This window comes from Streptomyces sp. NPDC023838, from assembly GCF_040639555.1.
Classification (GTDB): domain Bacteria; phylum Actinomycetota; class Actinomycetes; order Streptomycetales; family Streptomycetaceae; genus Streptomyces.
Genome location: NZ_JBFAAD010000023.1, coordinates 1 through 18,324, shown reverse-complemented (window position 1 = coordinate 18,324; position 18,324 = coordinate 1). Strand labels below are relative to the sequence as shown.

Annotated in this window: 20 protein-coding genes; 9 read left to right on the top strand and 11 right to left on the bottom strand. The window is 71.2% G+C overall.

Going from position 1 to position 18,324, the window contains the following annotated elements; translation table 11 throughout:
- The first annotated feature begins 192 nt into the window (after positions 1–192).
- The 3 genes from AB0G17_RS25130 to AB0G17_RS25120 all read left to right on the top strand — a co-directional run bounded on the left by AB0G17_RS25130 (position 193) and on the right by AB0G17_RS25120 (position 3,723).
- Complete coding sequence (locus AB0G17_RS25130; RefSeq protein ID WP_361386987.1) at positions 193–1,587, top strand: family 2B encapsulin nanocompartment shell protein; 1,395 nt, start codon at positions 193–195, stop codon at positions 1,585–1,587.
- Between the two features lie 301 nt (positions 1,588–1,888).
- Positions 1,889–2,920, top strand: a complete 1,032-nt coding sequence (locus AB0G17_RS25125) for a family 2 encapsulin nanocompartment cargo protein polyprenyl transferase (protein WP_361386984.1) — start codon at positions 1,889–1,891, stop codon at positions 2,918–2,920.
- 185 nt (positions 2,921–3,105) lie between these two features.
- A complete protein-coding gene (locus tag AB0G17_RS25120) occupies positions 3,106–3,723 on the top strand; it encodes a GNAT family N-acetyltransferase (RefSeq protein WP_361387232.1) in 618 nt (205 codons plus the stop codon).
- Between the two features lie 101 nt (positions 3,724–3,824).
- Here AB0G17_RS25120 and AB0G17_RS25115 read toward each other — a convergent pair whose 3' ends face one another.
- The gene (locus AB0G17_RS25115; RefSeq protein ID WP_361386981.1) at positions 3,825–4,409 is read right to left on the bottom strand and encodes a TetR family transcriptional regulator; all 585 of its coding nucleotides are present in this window, start codon (positions 4,407–4,409) and stop codon (positions 3,825–3,827) included.
- Positions 4,410–4,526: 117 nt separating this feature from the next.
- Here AB0G17_RS25115 and AB0G17_RS25110 point away from each other — a divergent pair, with 117 nt between their 5' ends.
- The 4 genes from AB0G17_RS25110 (at position 4,527) to AB0G17_RS25095 (ending at position 7,113) form a co-directional block, all read left to right on the top strand.
- Positions 4,527–5,102, top strand: a complete 576-nt coding sequence (locus tag AB0G17_RS25110) for a dihydrofolate reductase family protein (RefSeq protein ID WP_361386978.1) — start codon at positions 4,527–4,529, stop codon at positions 5,100–5,102.
- Positions 5,103–5,160: 58 nt separating this feature from the next.
- On the top strand, positions 5,161–5,604 hold the full coding sequence (locus AB0G17_RS25105) for a DUF6304 family protein (protein WP_361386975.1): 444 nt from the start codon (positions 5,161–5,163) through the stop codon (positions 5,602–5,604).
- 175 nt (positions 5,605–5,779) lie between these two features.
- Entirely contained in the window at positions 5,780–6,757 is a 978-nt protein-coding gene (locus AB0G17_RS25100; RefSeq protein WP_361386972.1) for a DUF1648 domain-containing protein, read from the top strand.
- A complete protein-coding gene (locus tag AB0G17_RS25095) occupies positions 6,757–7,113 on the top strand; it encodes a GntR family transcriptional regulator (protein ID WP_361386969.1) in 357 nt (118 codons plus the stop codon). Before AB0G17_RS25100 ends, AB0G17_RS25095 begins: the two co-directional genes overlap by 1 nt.
- Before the next feature lie 146 nt (positions 7,114–7,259).
- Here AB0G17_RS25095 and AB0G17_RS25090 read toward each other — a convergent pair whose 3' ends face one another.
- From AB0G17_RS25090 to sodN, 6 genes are all read right to left on the bottom strand, one after another.
- A complete protein-coding gene (locus AB0G17_RS25090) occupies positions 7,260–7,667 on the bottom strand; it encodes a glyoxalase/bleomycin resistance/extradiol dioxygenase family protein (RefSeq protein WP_361386966.1) in 408 nt (135 codons plus the stop codon).
- A gap of 10 nt (positions 7,668–7,677) precedes the next feature.
- The gene (locus tag AB0G17_RS25085) at positions 7,678–8,316 is read right to left on the bottom strand and encodes a hypothetical protein (protein WP_361386963.1); all 639 of its coding nucleotides are present in this window, start codon (positions 8,314–8,316) and stop codon (positions 7,678–7,680) included.
- A 13-nt stretch (positions 8,317–8,329) separates the two neighbouring features.
- The gene (locus AB0G17_RS25080; protein ID WP_361386960.1) at positions 8,330–8,932 is read right to left on the bottom strand and encodes a hypothetical protein; all 603 of its coding nucleotides are present in this window, start codon (positions 8,930–8,932) and stop codon (positions 8,330–8,332) included.
- On the bottom strand, positions 8,932–10,518 hold the full coding sequence (locus AB0G17_RS25075; protein ID WP_361386957.1) for a hypothetical protein: 1,587 nt from the start codon (positions 10,516–10,518) through the stop codon (positions 8,932–8,934). The genes AB0G17_RS25080 and AB0G17_RS25075 overlap by 1 nt, the downstream gene beginning before the upstream one ends.
- Positions 10,519–10,842: 324 nt before the next feature.
- Entirely contained in the window at positions 10,843–11,619 is a 777-nt protein-coding gene (locus tag AB0G17_RS25070) for an AraC family transcriptional regulator (protein WP_361386954.1), read from the bottom strand.
- Positions 11,620–11,857: 238 nt separating this feature from the next.
- Positions 11,858–12,253, bottom strand: a complete 396-nt coding sequence (gene sodN / locus AB0G17_RS25065; protein WP_361386951.1) for a superoxide dismutase, Ni — start codon at positions 12,251–12,253, stop codon at positions 11,858–11,860.
- A gap of 166 nt (positions 12,254–12,419) precedes the next feature.
- On the opposite strand from sodN, the gene sodX reads away from it, so the two are divergent.
- Complete coding sequence (sodX, locus tag AB0G17_RS25060) at positions 12,420–12,845, top strand: nickel-type superoxide dismutase maturation protease (protein WP_361386948.1); 426 nt, start codon at positions 12,420–12,422, stop codon at positions 12,843–12,845.
- Here the strand turns inward: sodX and AB0G17_RS25055 are convergent.
- From AB0G17_RS25055 to AB0G17_RS25040, 4 genes are all read right to left on the bottom strand, one after another.
- Entirely contained in the window at positions 12,749–13,378 is a 630-nt protein-coding gene (locus AB0G17_RS25055; RefSeq protein ID WP_361386945.1) for a CGNR zinc finger domain-containing protein, read from the bottom strand. The two genes, sodX and AB0G17_RS25055, sit on opposite strands and share 97 nt — an antisense overlap.
- A 275-nt stretch (positions 13,379–13,653) precedes the next feature.
- The gene (locus AB0G17_RS25050; protein WP_361386942.1) at positions 13,654–14,415 is read right to left on the bottom strand and encodes an amino acid ABC transporter ATP-binding protein; all 762 of its coding nucleotides are present in this window, start codon (positions 14,413–14,415) and stop codon (positions 13,654–13,656) included.
- Positions 14,415–15,353, bottom strand: coding sequence for an amino acid ABC transporter permease (locus AB0G17_RS25045; protein WP_361386939.1), 939 nt, complete (start codon positions 15,351–15,353; stop codon positions 14,415–14,417). Before AB0G17_RS25045 ends, AB0G17_RS25050 begins: the two co-directional genes overlap by 1 nt.
- 72 nt (positions 15,354–15,425) lie before the next feature.
- Positions 15,426–16,385 (bottom strand): ABC transporter substrate-binding protein, encoded by a 960-nt coding sequence (locus tag AB0G17_RS25040; RefSeq protein ID WP_361386936.1) that lies wholly within the window; start codon positions 16,383–16,385, stop codon positions 15,426–15,428.
- A gap of 544 nt (positions 16,386–16,929) precedes the next feature.
- Here AB0G17_RS25040 and AB0G17_RS25035 point away from each other — a divergent pair.
- Complete coding sequence (locus AB0G17_RS25035; RefSeq protein WP_361386933.1) at positions 16,930–18,144, top strand: NADP-dependent malic enzyme; 1,215 nt, start codon at positions 16,930–16,932, stop codon at positions 18,142–18,144.
- Positions 18,145–18,324: the final 180 nt, after the last annotated feature.

Sequence of the window (18,324 nt, the reverse complement as noted above, 5' to 3'; positions counted from 1 at the left end):
CACCCTAGATAACTTGCATATGCCGTGCAAATTTGCGGCCTGAACGGTGAGGGTACCCGTGCCGGAGTGCGCAACCTGCCCTGCCGGGCCCGGTTCCAGTCCCACTCATTTGTGTAATGGCGCGCACACGGTCCGTGCTGGAAGGCTTCTCGCGCAGGTCAGCTCATGATCGGAAGGTCGAGAGGGAAACACATGTCGGTCGAGGCAGGGCCCGAGAACCGCGCGCAGCAGAGTCTTGGCACGGCAGCCGCGCGGAATCTGGCGACCACCAAGCCCGTCCCCCAGATGCAGGAGATCACCTCCCGGTGGCTGCTGCGGATGCTGCCATGGGTGCATGTGCAGGGCGGTACGTACCGGGTCAACCGGCGACTGAGCTACTCGGTGGGTGACGGGAAGATCACCTTCGTGCAGACCGGCGAGCGGGTGGCCGTCATCCCGGCCGAGCTGGGGGAGTTGCCCGCGCTGCGCGGGTTCGAGGACGAGTCCGCGCTGAGCGAGCTGGCGAGCCGGTGTGTGCAGCGCGAGTTCGCCGCCGGACAGCTGCTGGCCGCCGAGGGCGACCCGGTGGACACGGTCTTCCTGCTGGCCCACGGCCGCGTCGAGCGCATCGGCACCGGGCCCTACGGGGACGAGGCGGTGCTCGGGGTCCTGGCGGACGGGGCGCACCTGGGCGAGCGGGCGCTGGTCTCCGGCGAGGCCACCTGGGACGCCACCGCCCGGGCCGCCACGGCCTGTACGGTCCTGGCGCTGAGCCGGGCGGACGTGCTCGACCTCGCGGAGCGGGCGGCCTCGCTCGGCGAGCACCTCTCGGCCTTCTCGCTGATCCCGGAGCAGCGCACCGACAAGTACGGCGAGGCGGCGATCGACCTCGCGTCCGGCCATGTCGGCGAGCCGGTCATCCCGCACACCTACGTGGACTACGAGGGCTCGCCGCGCGAGTACGAACTCTCGGTCGCCCAGACGGTGCTGAAGGTCCACAGCAGGGTCGCGGACCTCTACAACCAGCCGATGAACCAGACCGAGCAGCAGTTGCGGCTCACCGTGGAGGCGCTGCGCGAGCGCCAGGAGGACGAACTCATCAACAACCGTGAGTTCGGTCTGCTGGCCAACTGCGACTACGGGCAGCGGCTTCAGCCGCACGACGGCGTGCCCTGCCCCGACGACATGGACGAACTCCTCTCCCGGCGGCGCGGCAGCAAGCTCTTCCTCGCCCACCCGCGCGCCATCGCCGCCTTCGGCCGCGAGTGCGGCAAGCGCGGACTGGTCCCCGAGAGCATCGACGTCAACGGCAACCGCATCCCGACCTGGCGCGGTGTGCCGATCTTCCCGTGCAACAAGATCCCGGTCAGTGACGCCCGTACGACCTCGATCATCTGCATGCGTACCGGCGAGGCCGATCAGGGCGTCATCGGGCTCCAGCAGAGCGGCATCCCGGACGAGATCGAGCCGAGCCTGTCGGTGCGGTTCATGGGCATCGACGAGCAGGCGATCATCTCGTACCTGGTCACCGCCTACTACTCGGCCGCGATCCTCGTGCCGGACGCCCTCGGCGTCCTGGAGAACGTGGAAGTCAGCCGCTGGCGCTGACCCCGCAGGGCCCCGGGCGGGCGGCCGGCGGCACGGGAGGTCCGCCGGCCGCCCGCCCGGAAAAGCCGCGTCCCGCACGCGGCGGCGGCGCGTGAACGCGCGCACCGGCCACGACGTAAGGAACATCGAGCACCTGGAACGCCGAGCACCTGGAACACCGAGCACCTGGAACGCCGAGCACCTGGAACGCCGAGCACCTGGAACATCGAGCACCTGGAACACCGCGCATCCAGCACCGCATGTCCAGCGCACGTCTTGAGCACCGCGTATCGAACACGGCGAGAGGAATGTCGAGTTGGTCATGGGGGAAGCCGTCGAGGGGCGTGAGGCCGTGGACCTGCTGGAGCGGACCCGGGTGGCGGTCCATCCGCGGCTGCGGGCCACCGTGGAGTCGCTGCCGGGCTCGATACGGCGGGTCGCGATGTACCACTTCGGATGGGAGCACGCCGACGGCACACCCGCCGCCGGGCAGGCGGGCAAGGCGATCCGGCCCGCGCTCGTGCTCGCGGCGACCGCGGCACTGGGCGGCGATCCCGAGCACGCGCTGCGGGCCGCGGCCGCCGTGGAGCTCGTGCACAACTTCACGCTGCTGCACGACGACGTGATCGACGAGGACGCCACCCGGCGCCACCGGCCCACCGCCTGGACCGTGTTCGGCACCCCGGACGCGATCATCGTCGGGGACGCGCTGCTCGCGCTGGCGCTGCGGCTGCTCGCCGAGGACGGCCACCCGGCGGCCCCGGCCGCCTCGGCCCGGCTCGCGGCCTGTGTGATCGAGCTCTGCGCCGGACAGCAGGCCGACTGCGCCTTCGAGCAGCGCGGCCCCCAGGAGGTCTCCCTGGAGGAGTGCCTGGACATGGCGATGGCCAAGACCGGGGCGCTGCTGGGGTGCGCCTGCTCGCTGGGCGCGCTGTACGCGGGGGCGGGGCCCGACGAGGTGGCCGCGCTCGACGCGTTCGGCCGCGAGGCGGGGCTCGCCTTCCAGCTCATCGACGATCTGATCGGCATCTGGGGCGACCCCGGCCGTACCGGCAAGCCCGCCGGGGCCGATCTGGCCTCGCACAAGAAGTCGCTGCCGGTGGTGGCCGCCCTGACCTCGGGCACCCCGGCGGCGGCCGAACTCGCCGAGCTGTACCGGGGCCCGATGGGGGCGGCCGCGGTGCGGCGGGCGGCCGGGGCGGTGGACCGGGCGGGCGGCCGCGACTGGGCGCAGATCCACGCGGCCGACCGGATGGGCCGGGCGGTGGACCAGCTGTCCCGGGCGGTCCCGGACCTGGCGGCGGCGGGCGATCTGCTGGCCCTGGCGGAGTTCGTGACCCGGCGCTCGCGCTGATCTGGGCCCGAGGGGGGCGCGCGGGGGGACGCACGGGGGGCGGCGGGGGAAGGGCGAGGGGCCCCGGGGCTGCCTCCCGGGCCCCTCGCGCCCCGACTCGACGCGAGCCAACTCTAGGATCGTTCCGATCAGTTGAGGATGACCGGAACGCGACAGGGGCGGCCGACATGGGTACGGGACCGGGCATGGGCATACGGCGGGTGGAGCCGGACGACGAGAAGGCGGTGGAGACGGCGGTGCGCCTCCTCGACGAGGCGTTCCAGGACGACCCGGTGAGCAGCTGGGTCTTCCCGGACCCGGCGCGCCGCCGCGAGGTGCACCGCCACCTCATGCGCGCCTTCCTGGAGATCTCGCTCGCCGAGGGTCACGCCGACCTCACCGAGGACGGCACGGCGACGGCTCTGTGGATCGACGTCCCGGCCGAGCCGGAAGAGGGCGACGGGCCGGAGGAGGGCGACGGGGAGGACGGTCCGGCGCAACTGCGGGCCGCCGTCGACCCGGACAACGAGCGCGTGGAGCAGATCGGCCGGCTCACCGGGGCCGTCCACCCGCACGGCCGGGCGCACACGTATCTGCTGCTGATCGCCGTCGCCCCGGACCGCCAGGGCCGGGGCGACGGGGCCGCGCTGATCGCGCCCGTCCTGGAGCGGTGCGACCGGGAGGGCCTGCCCGCCTATCTGGAGGCGAGCAGCGCGCGCAGCTCCGTGCTCTACGAGCGGCTCGGATTCGTCCACCTCGGTGAGCCGCTGCGGCTGCCGGACGGCCCGCTGATGTACCCGATGTGGCGCGAGCCGCGCGGCTGAACGATTCGCCACGGTACGAGTACGAGTACGAGGGCCGGGGCCGGGGCCGGGGCCGGGGCAGGGGCCGAGGACCGGGGTCCGGGCAGGGACCGGGGCCGGGATCAAGTCCCGAGCACCCGGTCCACGACCATCTCCACCAGCCGCTCGGCCGTGTCGTCGCCGAGGTCGTCGCCGAGCACGCCCGGCAGCGTGAGGTGCTCGATCAGCAGGCCGGTCATGGCGAAGTAGAGCAGCCGTACCGTGTCCGCGTCGCCCGGCAGGCCGGCCTCCAGATGGAACGCGATGTTCGCCTCCAGCTCGGCGCGGACGGCCTCGGTCAGCGCCTCCCGCAGCTCCGGCCTGCGAGTGGCCTCCAGCCGGAGCTCCAGCATCGCGAGGTAGCCGGTGCGCTCCTTGACGATCCGCCGCAGCAGCCAGCGCATCAGCGAGCCGACCAGCTCCCGCGAGGGCGCGGGCCGCATCGCCTCGCTCACCTCGGCCGGATCCGGTGTCATCCGTACGTGGATGTGCCGCCCGGCCTGGGTGAACAGGTCGTCCCTGCTGGTGAAGTAGTTGGACGCGGTGCCGGGCGGCACCTTGGCCTCGGTGTCGACGGCGCGGAAGGTCAGCCCGCGCGCCCCCTCGCGCGCCAGCACCTCGATCGCCGCGTCCACGAGAGCGGTCCTGCGTTCCGGGTTTCTGACCATCTCTTCGAGCTCCTCAACGTCCGCAGCCGAAAGGGCCTTGCGCAACCACTACGCATGAAGTACTTTACTCGAAGTGGTTGATCGCCCGGACCACCTCCCGAGTCAGAAGAGGCCGGCTTGCGCAAGCTTTCGTACTACATCGCCCTGACCATCGACGGCTTCATCGCCGCCCCGGACGGGTCGTACGACTTCTATCCCCTGAGTGACGAGGTCCACGGCTTCATCGCCACGGACTTCCCCGAGACCATGCCGACTCCCGGCCGCCGGGCCCTGGGCATCGACGAGACGCCCAACCGGCGGTACGACACCGTGCTGATGGGCCGGGGGACGTACGAACCCGGCCTCAAGGGGGGTTTCGCCAGTCCGTACGCCCATCTGCGCCAGATCGTCTTCTCGCGCAGTCTCCGTGAGTCCCCGGACCCGGCCGTCGAGGTCGTCAGCGGCGACCCGGTGCCGTTCGTCCGCGCGCTCAAGCAGGAGGAGGGCGCCGACATCTACCTGTGCGGCGGCGCCGACCTCGCCGGGCAGCTCATCGACGAGATCGACGAGCTCGTCATCAAGAGCTATCCGGTTGTGGCGGGCGCCGGAATCCCCTTGTTCCGGACGGAGTTCAGTCCCCGCTCGTTCGTGCCGACGGACAGCCGTTCCTTCGAAAACGGTACAGTCGTCACCACTTACACAAGGAAGCGCTAACTCCCATTTCGGTCACGCCCTGTGACGAACAGCAGGATGCGCCGCTAATCTCCCGCCCATGACCACACAGTCCTGGGCGGGCTGGTACCGAGACCGCCATGGATCCGAAGCGCTGACGATCACCGCCGACGGGACCCAACTGCACACCCGTATCAGGGGAGTCGACTTCGCCGGGGCGGGGTTCGACTCGCTCGGACCGGTACCGGGCATACCGACGGAGGGCTCTTTCGCGCTCGACGGCGGCGCTCTGCGCGACTTCGTCCTGGAATGGGACATGCCGGTACCGGTCGCCTCCGCCGACGGCGCGGTCCACCACGCCACCCTGAGCTGCCTCCTCTCCCTCAAGCCGCCCGAGCCCGACCTGGGGCTCGCGCTGCACCTGGGGGGAGCGGTGTACGCGTCGGGGCGCGCCGAGCTCGACTTCGGGTCGGTGCTCGACGACATCCGGCGCCAACTCCCTTACGGGGCAGAGCTCCAGCCGTCCGTCCTCGAGAGCATCTGAAGCACCTGATGCACCTTCACTATCTGATGCACCTTCACTAACTGACGTTTCTTCATTAACTGGCGCATCTTCACCATCTGATCCGGGCGCGGCCGTCCGTACCGAGACACGTCCTCGGTACGGACGGCCGCGCCCCCCTTTTCAGCGCCTGCATTGTTCTACTACTGTGCGAACAATGAAGGTTTCGATGAACCGCGCCCGCTACCGGCTGGTCGCCGTCGCCGTGCTGCCGTTCCTGCTGGCGCTCGCCGTCGACCTGATCCTCTTCGCCGTCCTGCGTGACCGGCTGCCGGCGCGCATCGCCACCCACTTCAACGGGAGCGGCGCCGCCGACGGCTATGCCGGCCGGGACGCTTTCGTGGTGGTGAACATCGGCCTGGCCTGCGGGCTCTCCGCCGTCTGGGCGGTCCTCGCGGCCACCGCGGACTTCGCGCTGCGCGGGGCGCGCTGGATGATCGGCGCCGGCTACGCGGGCGCGGGCCTGACCGGCTATGTGATGGCGGCCGCGCTCTACGCGAACCTCGACGCCGCCGACGGCAGCGAGGTGCGGCTGCCGCTGTGGCAGCTCGCGGCGGGCCTGGCGGTGGCCGCGCTCGCCGCCACCGCCGGGGCGGCGCTGCTGCGGCTCCTCGACCTGCCCCGCGTCGTGCCGCCCCCCGGTCCCGGCGCGGTCGAGCGGCTCGACCTCGCGGAGGGCGAGGTGGCGGGCTGGGCCAGGCGCGCGCCGTCGCGGACGCTGTGCGCGGTCGGCGTGGCGCTGCTGCTCGTGGGCGGCGCGCTGACGTACGTGTACGGCTGGGGGCGCGCCGCCGCGCCCCTGACCTGCGGGCTGCTCATCCTCGCCTGCTCCTGCCCGTACGTGACGGTGGACCGGCACGGGCTGACCACCCGCCCGACGGTGCTGCCCTGGCCGCGCGTGCGGATACCGCTGACGGAGGTGGACCGGGCCGTGAGCCGTGAGGTGAAGGCGCTCTCCGAGTACGGCGGTTGGGGCTACCGGGTGCGCCCCGGGCGCTCCGGGCTGATCCTGCGCTCGGGCGAGGCGATCGTGGTGCGGCGCGCGAGCGGGCGGGAGTTCGCCGTGACGGTGTCCGACTCCGCGACGGCGGCGGCCCTGCTCAACACGCTGGCCGAGCGCGCGGCGGTGCGCTGATGCTGTTCCGGGTGGATCCGGCGTCCGCGGTGGCGCTGGGCGACCAGATCGCCGCGTCGGTGCGTCGCGCCATCGCCGAGGGCACGGTGGAGCCGGGCGAGCGCCTGCCCGCCGCCCGCGTGCTCGCCGACTCGCTGGGCGTCAACGTCCATACCGTCCTGCGCGGCTACCAGCGCCTGCGCGAGGAGGGGCTGATCGAGCTGCGGCGGGGCCGGGGCGCGGTGGTGGTCGAGGCGACCTCGTCCCGCGCCCGGGCCGGGCTGCTCGTGCGGGTGCGCGAAGTGGTGGAGGAGGCGCGGCGGCTGGGCCTGACGGAGGACGAGCTGGTCGACCTGGTCCGCACGGGGCTCCACTGACGGGCCTCAGGTCCTACGATGCCCGCGCCCCAGTACGTCTGCCTCCGCCGCCAGTGGCGAGCCTCAGCATGCCCGCGCCGTGCCTCAGTACGTCTGCCCGCGCCTCCGGTGGCGCGCCTCAACGCGTCGGCCTCCAGTGGCGCGCCTCAGTACGTCTGCAGCTCCACCAAGTTGCCGTCCGGGTCGTGCAGATGGGCGGCCCGCATCGTCGGCCCCCACTGCGGCCGGTCCTGCGCCGGGGCGACCACGGTGGCGCCGGCGGACGTGCAGAGCTCGACCCCGGCGTCCAGCGCGCCGGGCCCGTCCACACGGATGACGACGGACGCCCCGACCGGCACGTTCTCCTCGCCGACGGCCGCGGCCATCGCGGCCCGCGAGAACAGCGCGAACGCGGTACGCCCCTCGCAGTCGTCCCAGCTCGCGTACCCCGACCCCTCGGTCCCGCGCGCCAGCGAGCAGCCGCTCAGCTTGGGCAGCACGGCCGCGTAGAAGCGGAAGGTCGGCTCGTAACGCTCCACCAGGAGCCGGGTGTAAGGAGGTTCAAGAGGTGCCATGGCTCCGAATTTATCCCGTCCGGCGGACGGAGGCACCGGTGATCTCCCCGTTCCGCACGGTGTACGTCCCCGTGTAGGTCCGCACACTGCCGTCCCGCTGCCGGGCCGTGATGTCCACGGAGACGGTGTCGTCCTGAACGGCCCGGACGACGACGTCGGACCGCCGGGTGTCGGCGAAGCCCGCGGCGTACGAGGAGTAGCTCGCCGTGAGGTTCTTGCCGCCGAGGCTCCACGCGGTCTCGTAGTCACCGCTGTTGATCGCGGAGTAGTAGCTCTCCACCGTGGCCCCGGGGCCCGGGGCGGTGGAGGGGCTCGTGTCGGTGGTGGGGGGCGGCGTCAGCTCGTCCGGCGTGGCCGAATAGGTCGGGTCCGGGTACGTCGGGTCCACGTACGTGGGTGTCTGCGTCGCCGTGTCCGTCGGGGTCCCCGGGGTCTGCAGGTAGTACGGCGACGCCGGGTCCGGGCCGCCGCCGTGGTCGTGGGCCAGCAGCCAGAGGCCGGTACCCGCCGCCCCGCACAGCAGGACCGCCACGAACACCACGATCAGCACGCGCCGCAGGCCGTCGTCCGGGGGCGGCTGCCCCGGGGCGTTCCCCGGGCCCGTCGGTCCCTGTACCCAGCGCTGTGCGTCCGCGTCCCAGTAGCTCATGTCACCCGCGCTCTCAGCCGGTCAGTTGGACGATGGTGTCGACGACGGCCGCGGCCGAGGCGAGCCCCGCCGCGGTCGTCGCGCCGAGGGTCAGCCGGTCGCGCAGCCACTGCAGCCGGTCGCGCCGCACCTGACCGGTCTCGGCCATCCCCTCGTCGATCTCGGTCAGCCGGGCGTCCAGCTCGGCGATCTCGGCCGTCCGGTCGAGCAGGCCGAGGTGCTGGCGCAACGTGCGTACGGCAGCGACGAGTTCGGGCGGCGCGTCCAGCAACCGCGCCGAGGCGTCGACAGCCGTGGCATCGGCGCCGGCGGCCGCGGCGCCGCCCGTCATCACCCCGATGCCGATGCCGCCGGGGACGCTCGCGGGGGTGCCCGCGTACGGGGGAGGGGGCGGCGGTGTGCCCGCCCGCCGTGAGCGGTCCTCGGCGGACGCCCGGTCCCCGGCCGCCGCCGCGCCGCCCGTCATCACGCCGATGGAGATGCCGCCGGATGCCGGGCTCCCGGCGCCCGCCCGGCCGCCCGGGGCTTCCGGCGCGTCCGGCGCATCCGGATCCGGCGCATTCGGATCGGGCGCATGCGGATCCGGCGCATCCGGATCGTTCTGTTCCACTGCCATCACTTCCCGCCGTCCGTGTGCGACGCCGACGCCTGGTCGCCCGTCGCGACCGCGCCTCCGCTCATCGATCCGATGAACACCCCGCCCCCGCTCACCGTGATGACCTGCTGCTCGAAGTCGCCCGTCTCGTACTCCTTCGCCCGCAGCGCCTCGCGCACCCCGCTGGCGATCCGGTCCTGCACGGTCCGTACGTACCGCTTGACGTCCATGTCCTGGAACACCGACAGGTCGTCCGTGCTCCCCAACTCCCTTACGGAGGTGGCCGGTCCGTCCGGCGGGGCGTGCCGGGGGTTGGCCAGCCAGGTGACGAACTCGGCGACGGCCGTGCTGATCAGGGAGGTCGCCGCGGCGAAGTTCGCGGTCGGGGCCGCGAGCAGCCCGCGGACCGTGTCCCGCAGGACATCGCCCTCGCCGCGCGCCTCGATCACGTCGACGGCCCTGAACTCCAGCCGTACGGGGGTGAGGACGTGCGGCACGACCTCCAGCACCAGCATCCCGCCCTGGGTGTGGACGCGTACGAGGAGCGACACCACGACCTGCTCGTCCCAGGTCCCGATCCGGATGCGCAGGAAGTGGCGGCGCGCCTCGCCGCCCTCGCCCACGGCCTCGTCGAGATGGCGCCGCACGGTGGGTGGATCGTAGGCGACCTTCCAACGGGCCACCCCGGTGGGCAGATAGACGAACTCGTCGATTTCGAGGGCGCGCAGGCGGTCGCGGCTGGTGGCCGCGGCGGCGGTGCGCAGCGACTCCAACTGCGGCTTGATGAGGTCGATGACCTCGCGTCCGGTGAGCGGCCCCGCCGCGGGCGACGCGCCTTTGCGCCTCCTCAGCTCCATCACCAGCGACCACTGCTCGTCGTACGGCTTGCCGGCGCCGATGAACGGGCGGAACGGGTCGTAGATCGTGAGCGAGGCGTGCTGCTCGCGGTCGATGGCCTCACCGATCCGCCGATAGCGGTACGGCAGGGTCTCGCGGGGCCCCCGGGCGAAGGCCTCCGAGCCCAGCTCGTCGCGCATGACGGAGGTGACGTGGGCGCGGTACGCCCACACGGGCAGCACGAGCAGGAGCGGGAACACCACGCCCGCCCAGGCGTCCGCGCCGCTGAACAGCGCGTACAGCGCGCTCGCCCAGTACAGGGCCGCCACCGTGAACGGCACCAGCGGCAGCAGCATCCTCAGCCGCCCGCGGGTGGCCTGCTTGACCATCGTGCGGTCGAGGGTGAAGACCGCGAGGCCGAGCCCGGTCCCGGCGCGCACGCTCCCGAAGACGAAGCAGACGATCGCGTACGCAAGCCAGCCCGGCAGCGGGAGCATCGTCTGCGAACCGACCCCCGCCACCCAGAGCCCGATGAACGTGCCCCAGACGCACAGCAGCGCGAGCGCCGTCTCGGCCTCGCGGCGCCGGGCGCGCAGCGCGTGCGCGAGGACGGGCAGCGCGTCGATGCCGAGCGAGAGCGCGACCGGGCGCTCCTCGTGCTGTACGAGTTCCTCGATCACCTGGCGGCGGAAGTCGCTGTCGAGGTAGACGCCCGCGCACAGCAGCCGGGTGGCTTCACCCTTGCCGTGCTCCGGTCTCGTCGCTGCCATAGGGACCCCCTGCCCGAGTCGACATCAGCGAGCGTGGACCATACGGGCGGCGGCCGTCCCGGTCTTGGACAAAATTCACCTGGCTCGCACGGGGGCGAGAGGGCGAAGGGGGTTCCCGGACGCCGGTTTCCCGGGCTTCGGGGGGCCTGGACTTCGGGGGTCCTGGGCTTCCGGGCTCGGGGCTCCCGGGCTCCCAGGCTTCGGGGTCCTGGGCCCTGGGCTCCTGGGCTCCCGGGCGTCGAGGCCCCGGGCTTCGGGGCTTCCGGGGCCCTGGGCTTCCGGGCTTCGGGGGCCCCGGGGGCTCGGGCCCCCGCGTCCCCGGGCCTACAGGGTGAGGGCTCCCTCCACGCGGCGGGCGGAGAGCATCCGGCCGGGTGTGGTGCCGGCCAGGGCGCGGAACTCGCGGTTGAGGTGGGCCTGGTCGTAGAAGCCGCAGAGCGCGGAGATCTCCGCCAGGCTCGCCCCGCCGCGAGAGAGCATCCGCATGGCGCGGTCGAAGCGCAGCACCCGCCCGTACGTCTTCGGCGTCAGCCCGATCTGTTCGGTGAACCGGCGGATCAAGTAGCTCTTGCTCCAGCCCACTTCGGCGCTGATCCGGGCGACCGGGATCGTCCCGGCGGTACCGGCGAGCAGCCGGTAGGCGTGGCCGACCTCCGGCGCTGGGTCCGGGCCGCGGCCGAGCCGGTCGAGGAGCACCGCGTCGAGCAGGTCGAACCGCCGGCCCCAGTCGGGGGTGGCGGCGAGCCGCTCGACGAGCAGGTGGGCCCAGGGCCCGAGCACGTGCTGCAGCTCGACGACGTGACTGGTCAACTGCCCCAGGGGCACGGCGAACAGCCGATAGGCCCCCAGCGGCGTCAGCTCCAGCCGAATGGCCTCCTGTCCCCCGTGGTGCCCGCACATCGTGGGACTGTCCTCAAGTCCCACGACCAACGACCCGATCCGCCCACTGCCCGCCCCCGGCGCCCCCACCCTGCGGACCTGGGCGAACGGCTCGGCGAGATTGATCACGACCACCGCCCGCCCGGTCGGGACGACCCGCACCTCGTACGGCGAGAGCCCCGAGTCCCAGTACCCGGCGTAACTCCGCAGGAAGGGCCGCAACCCCGGATGCCAGGGCCGGGTGACCCGCCACAACCCCCCGGCCCGGCCGATGTCGACCCCGGAACGGACGACAGTCCCCCCACGCGCGACCTGGATCCCCAAGAGCCCTCCCCTGCCCGGCCGTACTCCCGTTGGACCGACGTCCAGCATGTCACCGGGACGGCAAAAAACCGACAGCACCCGGCTCCGCGCGGATGCCGGGTGCTGCCTGAAAAGCTGCCGGGAGGGCGAAGGGGCGTTACGCCTTCTTCGTCTCCCAGAAGATGCGGTCGATCTCGGCGATGAGTTCGAGCGCCTTCTCACCCGTCTTCGGGTCCGTCGACGCCTTGGCGGCCGAGAGGGCCTTCAGGGTGTCGTTGACCAGCTGGTGCAGCTGGGGGTACTTCTCGAAGTGCGGGGGCTTGAAGTAGTCGCTCCAGAGCACCGAGACGTGGTGCTTGGCGAGCTCCGCGCGCTGCTCCTTGATGACCACGGCACGGGCACGGAAGTGCGCGTCCTCGTTGGCCTGGAACTTCTCCTGGACGGCCTTGACCGACTCGGCCTCGATACGGGCCTGGGCCGGGTCGTACACGCCGCAGGGCAGGTCGCAGTGGGCGCTGACCTTCACCTTGGGGGCAAACAGGCGGGAAAGCATTGAGCTGTCCTTCCTCGTGATCGTCTTCTCAGGTGGGACATTACTCGGTGAGAGGCCCGTTTTCGCGAGTGCCCCCGGGGGCTTAGGACAAAAGTCCAGGGTCACCATGGGACTCGTGGCGGAACGTACCGTGGGTGTGGACCGGGTACCGGGAGGTGGGTGGCGGATGACGGATCAGGGGCGGGAGCCGAGGGTGCCGTTGGGGATCGCGGAGGTGACGGGGACCTCCATGGTGCCGACGCTGCTGCACGGCGACCAACTCCTCGTGCACTACGGGAGTGACCTCCGGGCGGGTGACGTCGCGGTGCTGCGGCATCCGCTCCAGCAGGATCTGCTCATCGTCAAGCGGCTCATCGAGCTGCGGGAGGGCGGGTGGTGGGTGCTCGGCGACAACCCGGACGACGAGGTCGTCGACAGCCGGGCCTTCGGGACCGTGCCGTGCGAGCTGGTGCTCGGGCGGGTGCGCGGGCGCTACCGGCCGCTGACGCGCGGGCGTCAGCGCTCGGTGGGGGTGCTGCTGTCCTGGGCGTTCTCGGCGGTCAGGCCGGTGTTCGCCGACCGGTCGGTCTCCAGGCGCTTGCGCGCCCGGTAGGCGGCCACGTTCGCCCGGGTCGCGCAGCGGTCGGAGCAGTAGCGCCGGGAGCGGTTGGTGGAGGTGTCGAGGTAGGCGTTGCGGCACGGCGCCGCCTGGCACAGGCCGAGGCGGTCCACCCCGTACTCGGTCAGATGGAACGCCAGGCCCATGGACGCGAGCGCCGCGTAGCCCGCCGTCGCGTTCGAGGTGTGGTCCGCGAGGTGCATGTGCCACAGCGGGCTGCCGTCCTCGTCCCGGTGGTCGTGCCCGGAGATCTGCGGGCTGACCGGGAACTCCAGGAGGAGGGAGTTGAGCAGGTCCACCGCCCGTACCTCCTCGCCCGCGTCCGCCGCCTCGAAGACCGCCCGCAGCCGGGCCCGTACCGCCCGCAGGCGCGGCACGTCCGCCTCCGTCGCGCGGCGGGCCGTCGTCGACTCGGAGCCGAACAGCTCGCGGATCACCTCGACCGTCGTCAGGGAGTCCTTGTTACGGGCCGGCTCCTCGGTGTTGACCAGGCGCACCGCATAATCCGAGTAATAGGCCAGTTCCACGTGTGATCCTTACGGCGACAGTTACGGCGAGTTACGGCGACAGTAACGGCTGGGCGCTGTCCGAGGGTATTACGTGAGGGGGTCCGACGGGGGCGGATCCCGCCAGCGCCCCGGCCGCACCGGGCAGTGGGTGGCCCTGGGGCACCCCGGCCCCCCGGTCACCCGCCAGCACCCCGGTAACCCCGCCCGGCGCCCCCGTCACCCCCGCACGCCGGAAGGGGCGGTGCGGGCCTCTCGGCCCGTACCGCCCCTTCCCGTACATCCTGCTCCGCCGGCTACAGCACCTTCGACAGGAACGACTTCGTCCGGTCGTGCTGCGGGTTGGTCAGGACGTCGCGCGGGTGGCCGGACTCGACCACCACGCCGCCGTCCATGAAGACCAGCGAGTCGCCGACCTCACGGGCGAAGCCCATCTCGTGGGTCACCACGATCATGGTCATGCCGTCCTCGGCGAGGCCCCGCATGACGTCCAGGACGTCGCCGACCAGCTCCGGGTCGAGCGCGGACGTCGGCTCGTCGAAGAGCATCAGCTTCGGCTCCATGGCCAGCGCGCGGGCGATCGCCACCCGCTGCTGCTGGCCGCCGGAGAGCTGCGAGGGGTAGTTGCGCGCCTTGTCGGCCAGGCCGACCCGGTCGAGCAGCTTCTCCGCCCGCTCGCGCACCACCGCCTTGCTCTCGCCCCTGACCTGGATCGGCGCCTCCATGACGTTCTCCAGGGCCGTCATGTGCGGGAACAGGTTGAAGCGCTGGAAGACCATGCCGATGTCACGGCGCTTGAGCGCGACCTCGCTGTCCTTCAGCTCGTAGAGCTTGTCGCCCTTCTGGCGGTAGCCGACGAGCTCGCCGTCCACGTAGAGCCGGCCGCCGTTGATCTTCTCCAGGTGGTTGATGCACCGCAGGAAGGTCGACTTGCCGGAGCCGGACGGGCCGATCAGGCAGAACACCTCGCCCTCGGCCACCTCCAGGTCGATGCCCTTGAGGACCTCGGTCGCGCCGAAGGACTTGTGCACGCCTTCGGACTTCACCATGGCGGTCATCAGCTCACCACCTTGGGGGTGCTGCGGAGCGAGACCAGGTTGGCCTTCACTCGCTGGAACGGGGTGGGCGGGAGCGAGCGGCTGGAGCCGCGGGCGTAGTAGCGCTCCAGGTAGTACTGGCCGATCGAGAAGATTGTGGTCAGGATCAGGTACCAGGTGGCGGCCAGGAACAGCATCTCGACCGAGGCGCCGGAGGTCTGGCCGATGTCCTGGGCCTGCCGCAGCAGCTCGTAGAACTGCACCGCCGAGACCAGCGAGGTGGTCTTCAGCATGTTGATGACCTCGTTGCCCGTCGGCGGCACGATCACGCGCATCGCCTGCGGGATCACGATCCGGCGCAGCGTCTTGGAGTGGCTCATGCCGAGCGCGTGGGACGCCTCGGTCTGGCCCTCGTCGACCGCGAGCAGACCGGCCCGGCAGATCTCCGCCATGTACGCGGCCTCGTTCAGGCCGAGCCCGAGCAGCGCCGTGAGCAGCGGCGTCATGAACGAGGACCAGTAGTCCTTGTAGATCGGGCCGAGGTTGATGTACTCGAAGACCAGGCCCAGGTTGAACCAGACCATCAGCTGGACCAGGACCGGGGTGCCCCGGAAGAACCAGATGTAGAACCAGGCGATGGAGGACGTCACCGGGTTCTTCGACAGGCGCATCACGGCGAGCAGGATGCCGCCCACGATGCCGATCGCCATGGACAGGACGGTCAGCAGCAGCGTCTGGCCGACGCCGTCGAGGATGCGGTCGTCGAAGAAGTAGTCCGGGATGGCACCCCAGTTGATCTTGCCCTGGGCGAACGCGTACACGATCGCGACGAGCAGGGCGATCGCGATCACGGCGGAGACGTACCGGCCGTAATGGCGGACCGGGATCGCTTTGATGGTCTCCGGAGCGGCGGGGGGCGGGGTGTCCGCCGGCTCCGACTTGTTGACGTCAACAGTCACGGGTGTTGCCTTTCAGAAGCCTTCAGGCCCTCCGCCCGGGGACGGGGTGGAGCGCGCCTGGAGCGGGGAGGTTCAGACGCCGCCGTTGATCTTGGCTTCCTTCACGGCGCCGGCCTCGACGCCCCACTTCGCGACGACCTTGTCGTAGTCGCCGCTCTTGATGATCGCGTCGAGCGCCTCCTTGAGGGCGTCGCGCAGCTGGCTGTTGTCCTTGGCGACCGCGATGCCGTACGGAGCGGCCTCGACCTGCTCGCCGACGATCTGGAAGTCCTTGCCGCCGCCCGAGGTCTTCACCGCGTACGCGGCGACGGGGAAGTCGGAGGAGCCGGCGTCGGCGCCGCCGGAGCGCAGCCGGGTCTGGGCCTGCTGGTCGGTGTCGAAGGCCTCGATCGAGATCTTGCCCTTGTCGCCGCACTTCTCGGACTGCTTCTTGGCGAGGTCCTCGGAGACCGTGCCGCGCTGCACCACGATCTTCTTGCCACAGAGATCGTCCCAGGTCTTGATGCCCTGGTCCTTGCCCTTCGCAGTGTAGATCGACACACCGGCGGTGAAGTAGTCCACGAAGTCGGCGCCCTCGCCGACCTTCTTCTTCGTCTCCGAGTCGACGCCGTTCTGGCGGTCCTTGGTGTCCGTCATGGCCGACATGGCCATGTCGTACCGCTTGGCGCGCAGACCGGTGACCAGGGTGTCGAAGGTGCCGTTCTCGAACTGGAACTTCACGCCCAGCTGCTTGCCCATGGCGTCGGCGAGGTCCGGGTCGATACCGGCGGTCTTGCCGTCCTTGTCCTTGAATTCGACCGGCGCGTACGCGATGTCCGAGCCGACCTTGATGACGCCCTTGTCCTGAATGGCCTTGGGCAGCTTCGAGAAGAGCGGGGCCTTGCTGGTGGCGGCCGAGCTGGAGCCGCCGTCCTTGCTCTTCGTCTGGTCTCCGCAGCCGGTCAGCAGCAGGGCACCGGCGACCGCGATCGCGCCGACCGCGGCAATCCGGGACGAGGCGGCGGTCGTACGACGGGTGGTGCTTGCGGTCATGGTCGGGTTCCTCCGGCGGGTGATGGAGTGGCCAGTGAGTGAACAGTGAGCCGTGGTGCCCATGCTTGGGCGACACGACCGTGTTGTGTCGGCATCTTGCCATTCGGACCTGCTGAAACAGGGGGGCGCGCATGTCAAAATCGGATAACGGGTCACCCCCCAACCCCAACGGGCCGGTACATCAAGGCCGGACCTTGTGCGGGTTTTACCTTGACCGGCCGGAAAATCTGCGGTTCATCTCGCGTTCTGGACGCGTTTCAGGCCGCATAGCTCACTTGTCCCGACATGCCGCTATGAGTCGTGTCACCACGGCGTTCCGCAGTCGAAATGGACTACTCGGCGCACCCCTCCGTCCGGTAAGAAGGATCCTTACACCCCTCATCCGGGGCTCAGGGCGCGTTGTGCGGCGTGCCCGCGCGTACGTACCTCCTCCTCGCGGGGCGGGCCAACCGCTCCTCGCGGGGAACGTGCGTGGTGCCCACCCACCCCTCCTCAACAAGGAGTGGCCACCCTCAACTGATGAAGACTTAAGGGGTCAAATCACATGGCAGCGGAGATCGTCAATCCTCGCAGCGACAGCAGTACTGACCAAGGCTCCGCGGAGGAGCCCTTCGATCCGGCCTTTGCCCTGCACCGGGGCGGCAAGATGGCCGTGCAGGCCACCGTGCCGATCCGGGACCGGGACGACCTGTCCCTGGCCTACACGCCGGGTGTCGCGAAGGTGTGCACCGCGATCGCGGAGAACCCCGACCTGGTCCACGACTACACCTGGAAGTCCCAGGTCGTCGCCGTGGTCACGGACGGCACGGCCGTCCTCGGGCTGGGTGACATCGGCCCCGAGGCGTCCCTTCCCGTGATGGAAGGCAAGGCCATCCTCTTCAAGCAGTTCGGCGGGGTCGACGCGGTGCCCATCGCGCTCGCGACCACCGACACGGACGAGATCATCGAGACCGTGGTGCGCCTGGCGCCGTCCTTCGGCGGAGTGAACCTGGAAGACATCTCCGCGCCGCGCTGCTTCGAGATCGAGCGGCGTCTGCAGGAGGCGCTGGACATTCCGGTCTTCCACGACGACCAGCACGGCACGGCCGTGGTCACCCTCGCGGCGCTGCGCAACGCGGCGAAGCTCACCGGGCGCACGCTCGGCGAGCTGCGCGGCGTGATCTCCGGCGCGGGCGCGGCCGGCGTGGCCATCGCCAAGTTCCTCCTGGAGGCGGGCCTGGGCGACGTGGCGGTCGCGGACCGCAAGGGCATCGTCAGCCGGGACCGGCAGGACCTGACCGACGTCAAGCGCGAGCTGGCGGAGATCACCAACAAGGCGGGCCTGTCCGGCTCCCTGGAGACCGCCCTGGCCGGCGCGGACGTCTTCATCGGCGTCTCCGGCGGTACGGTCCCCGAGCCCGCGGTGGCCTCGATGGCGCCCGGCGCGTTCGTGTTCGCCATGGCCAACCCGAACCCCGAGGTCCACCCGGACATCGCCCACAAGTACGCGTCGGTGGTCGCCACGGGCCGTTCGGACTACCCGAACCAGATCAACAACGTGCTGGCGTTCCCGGGCATCTTCGCGGGCGCCCTCCAGGTCCGGGCCTCCCGGATCACCGAGGGCATGAAGATCGCCGCGGCGAACGCGCTGGCCGACGTGGTCGGCGACGACCTGGCGGCCGATTACGTGATCCCGTCGCCGTTCGACGAGCGGGTCGCTCCCGCGGTGACGGCCGCGGTTGCCGCTGCCGCGCGGGCGGAGGGCGTGGCGCGGCGCTGACGGGTTGCCCGCCGCGCCGTTCCGGCGGCCGCCGCCGTTCGCGGGGCGGCCGCCGGTTCCGTCGCCGCTGCGGGCAGCACGGCTGCCCGCCGCGCACTGGCCGCGGTGCGCGGGGAGGCGGGGCATGTCCGAGACGAACGAGACCTTGCACGATCGGTTCATTGAACTGGCGGATCTTCC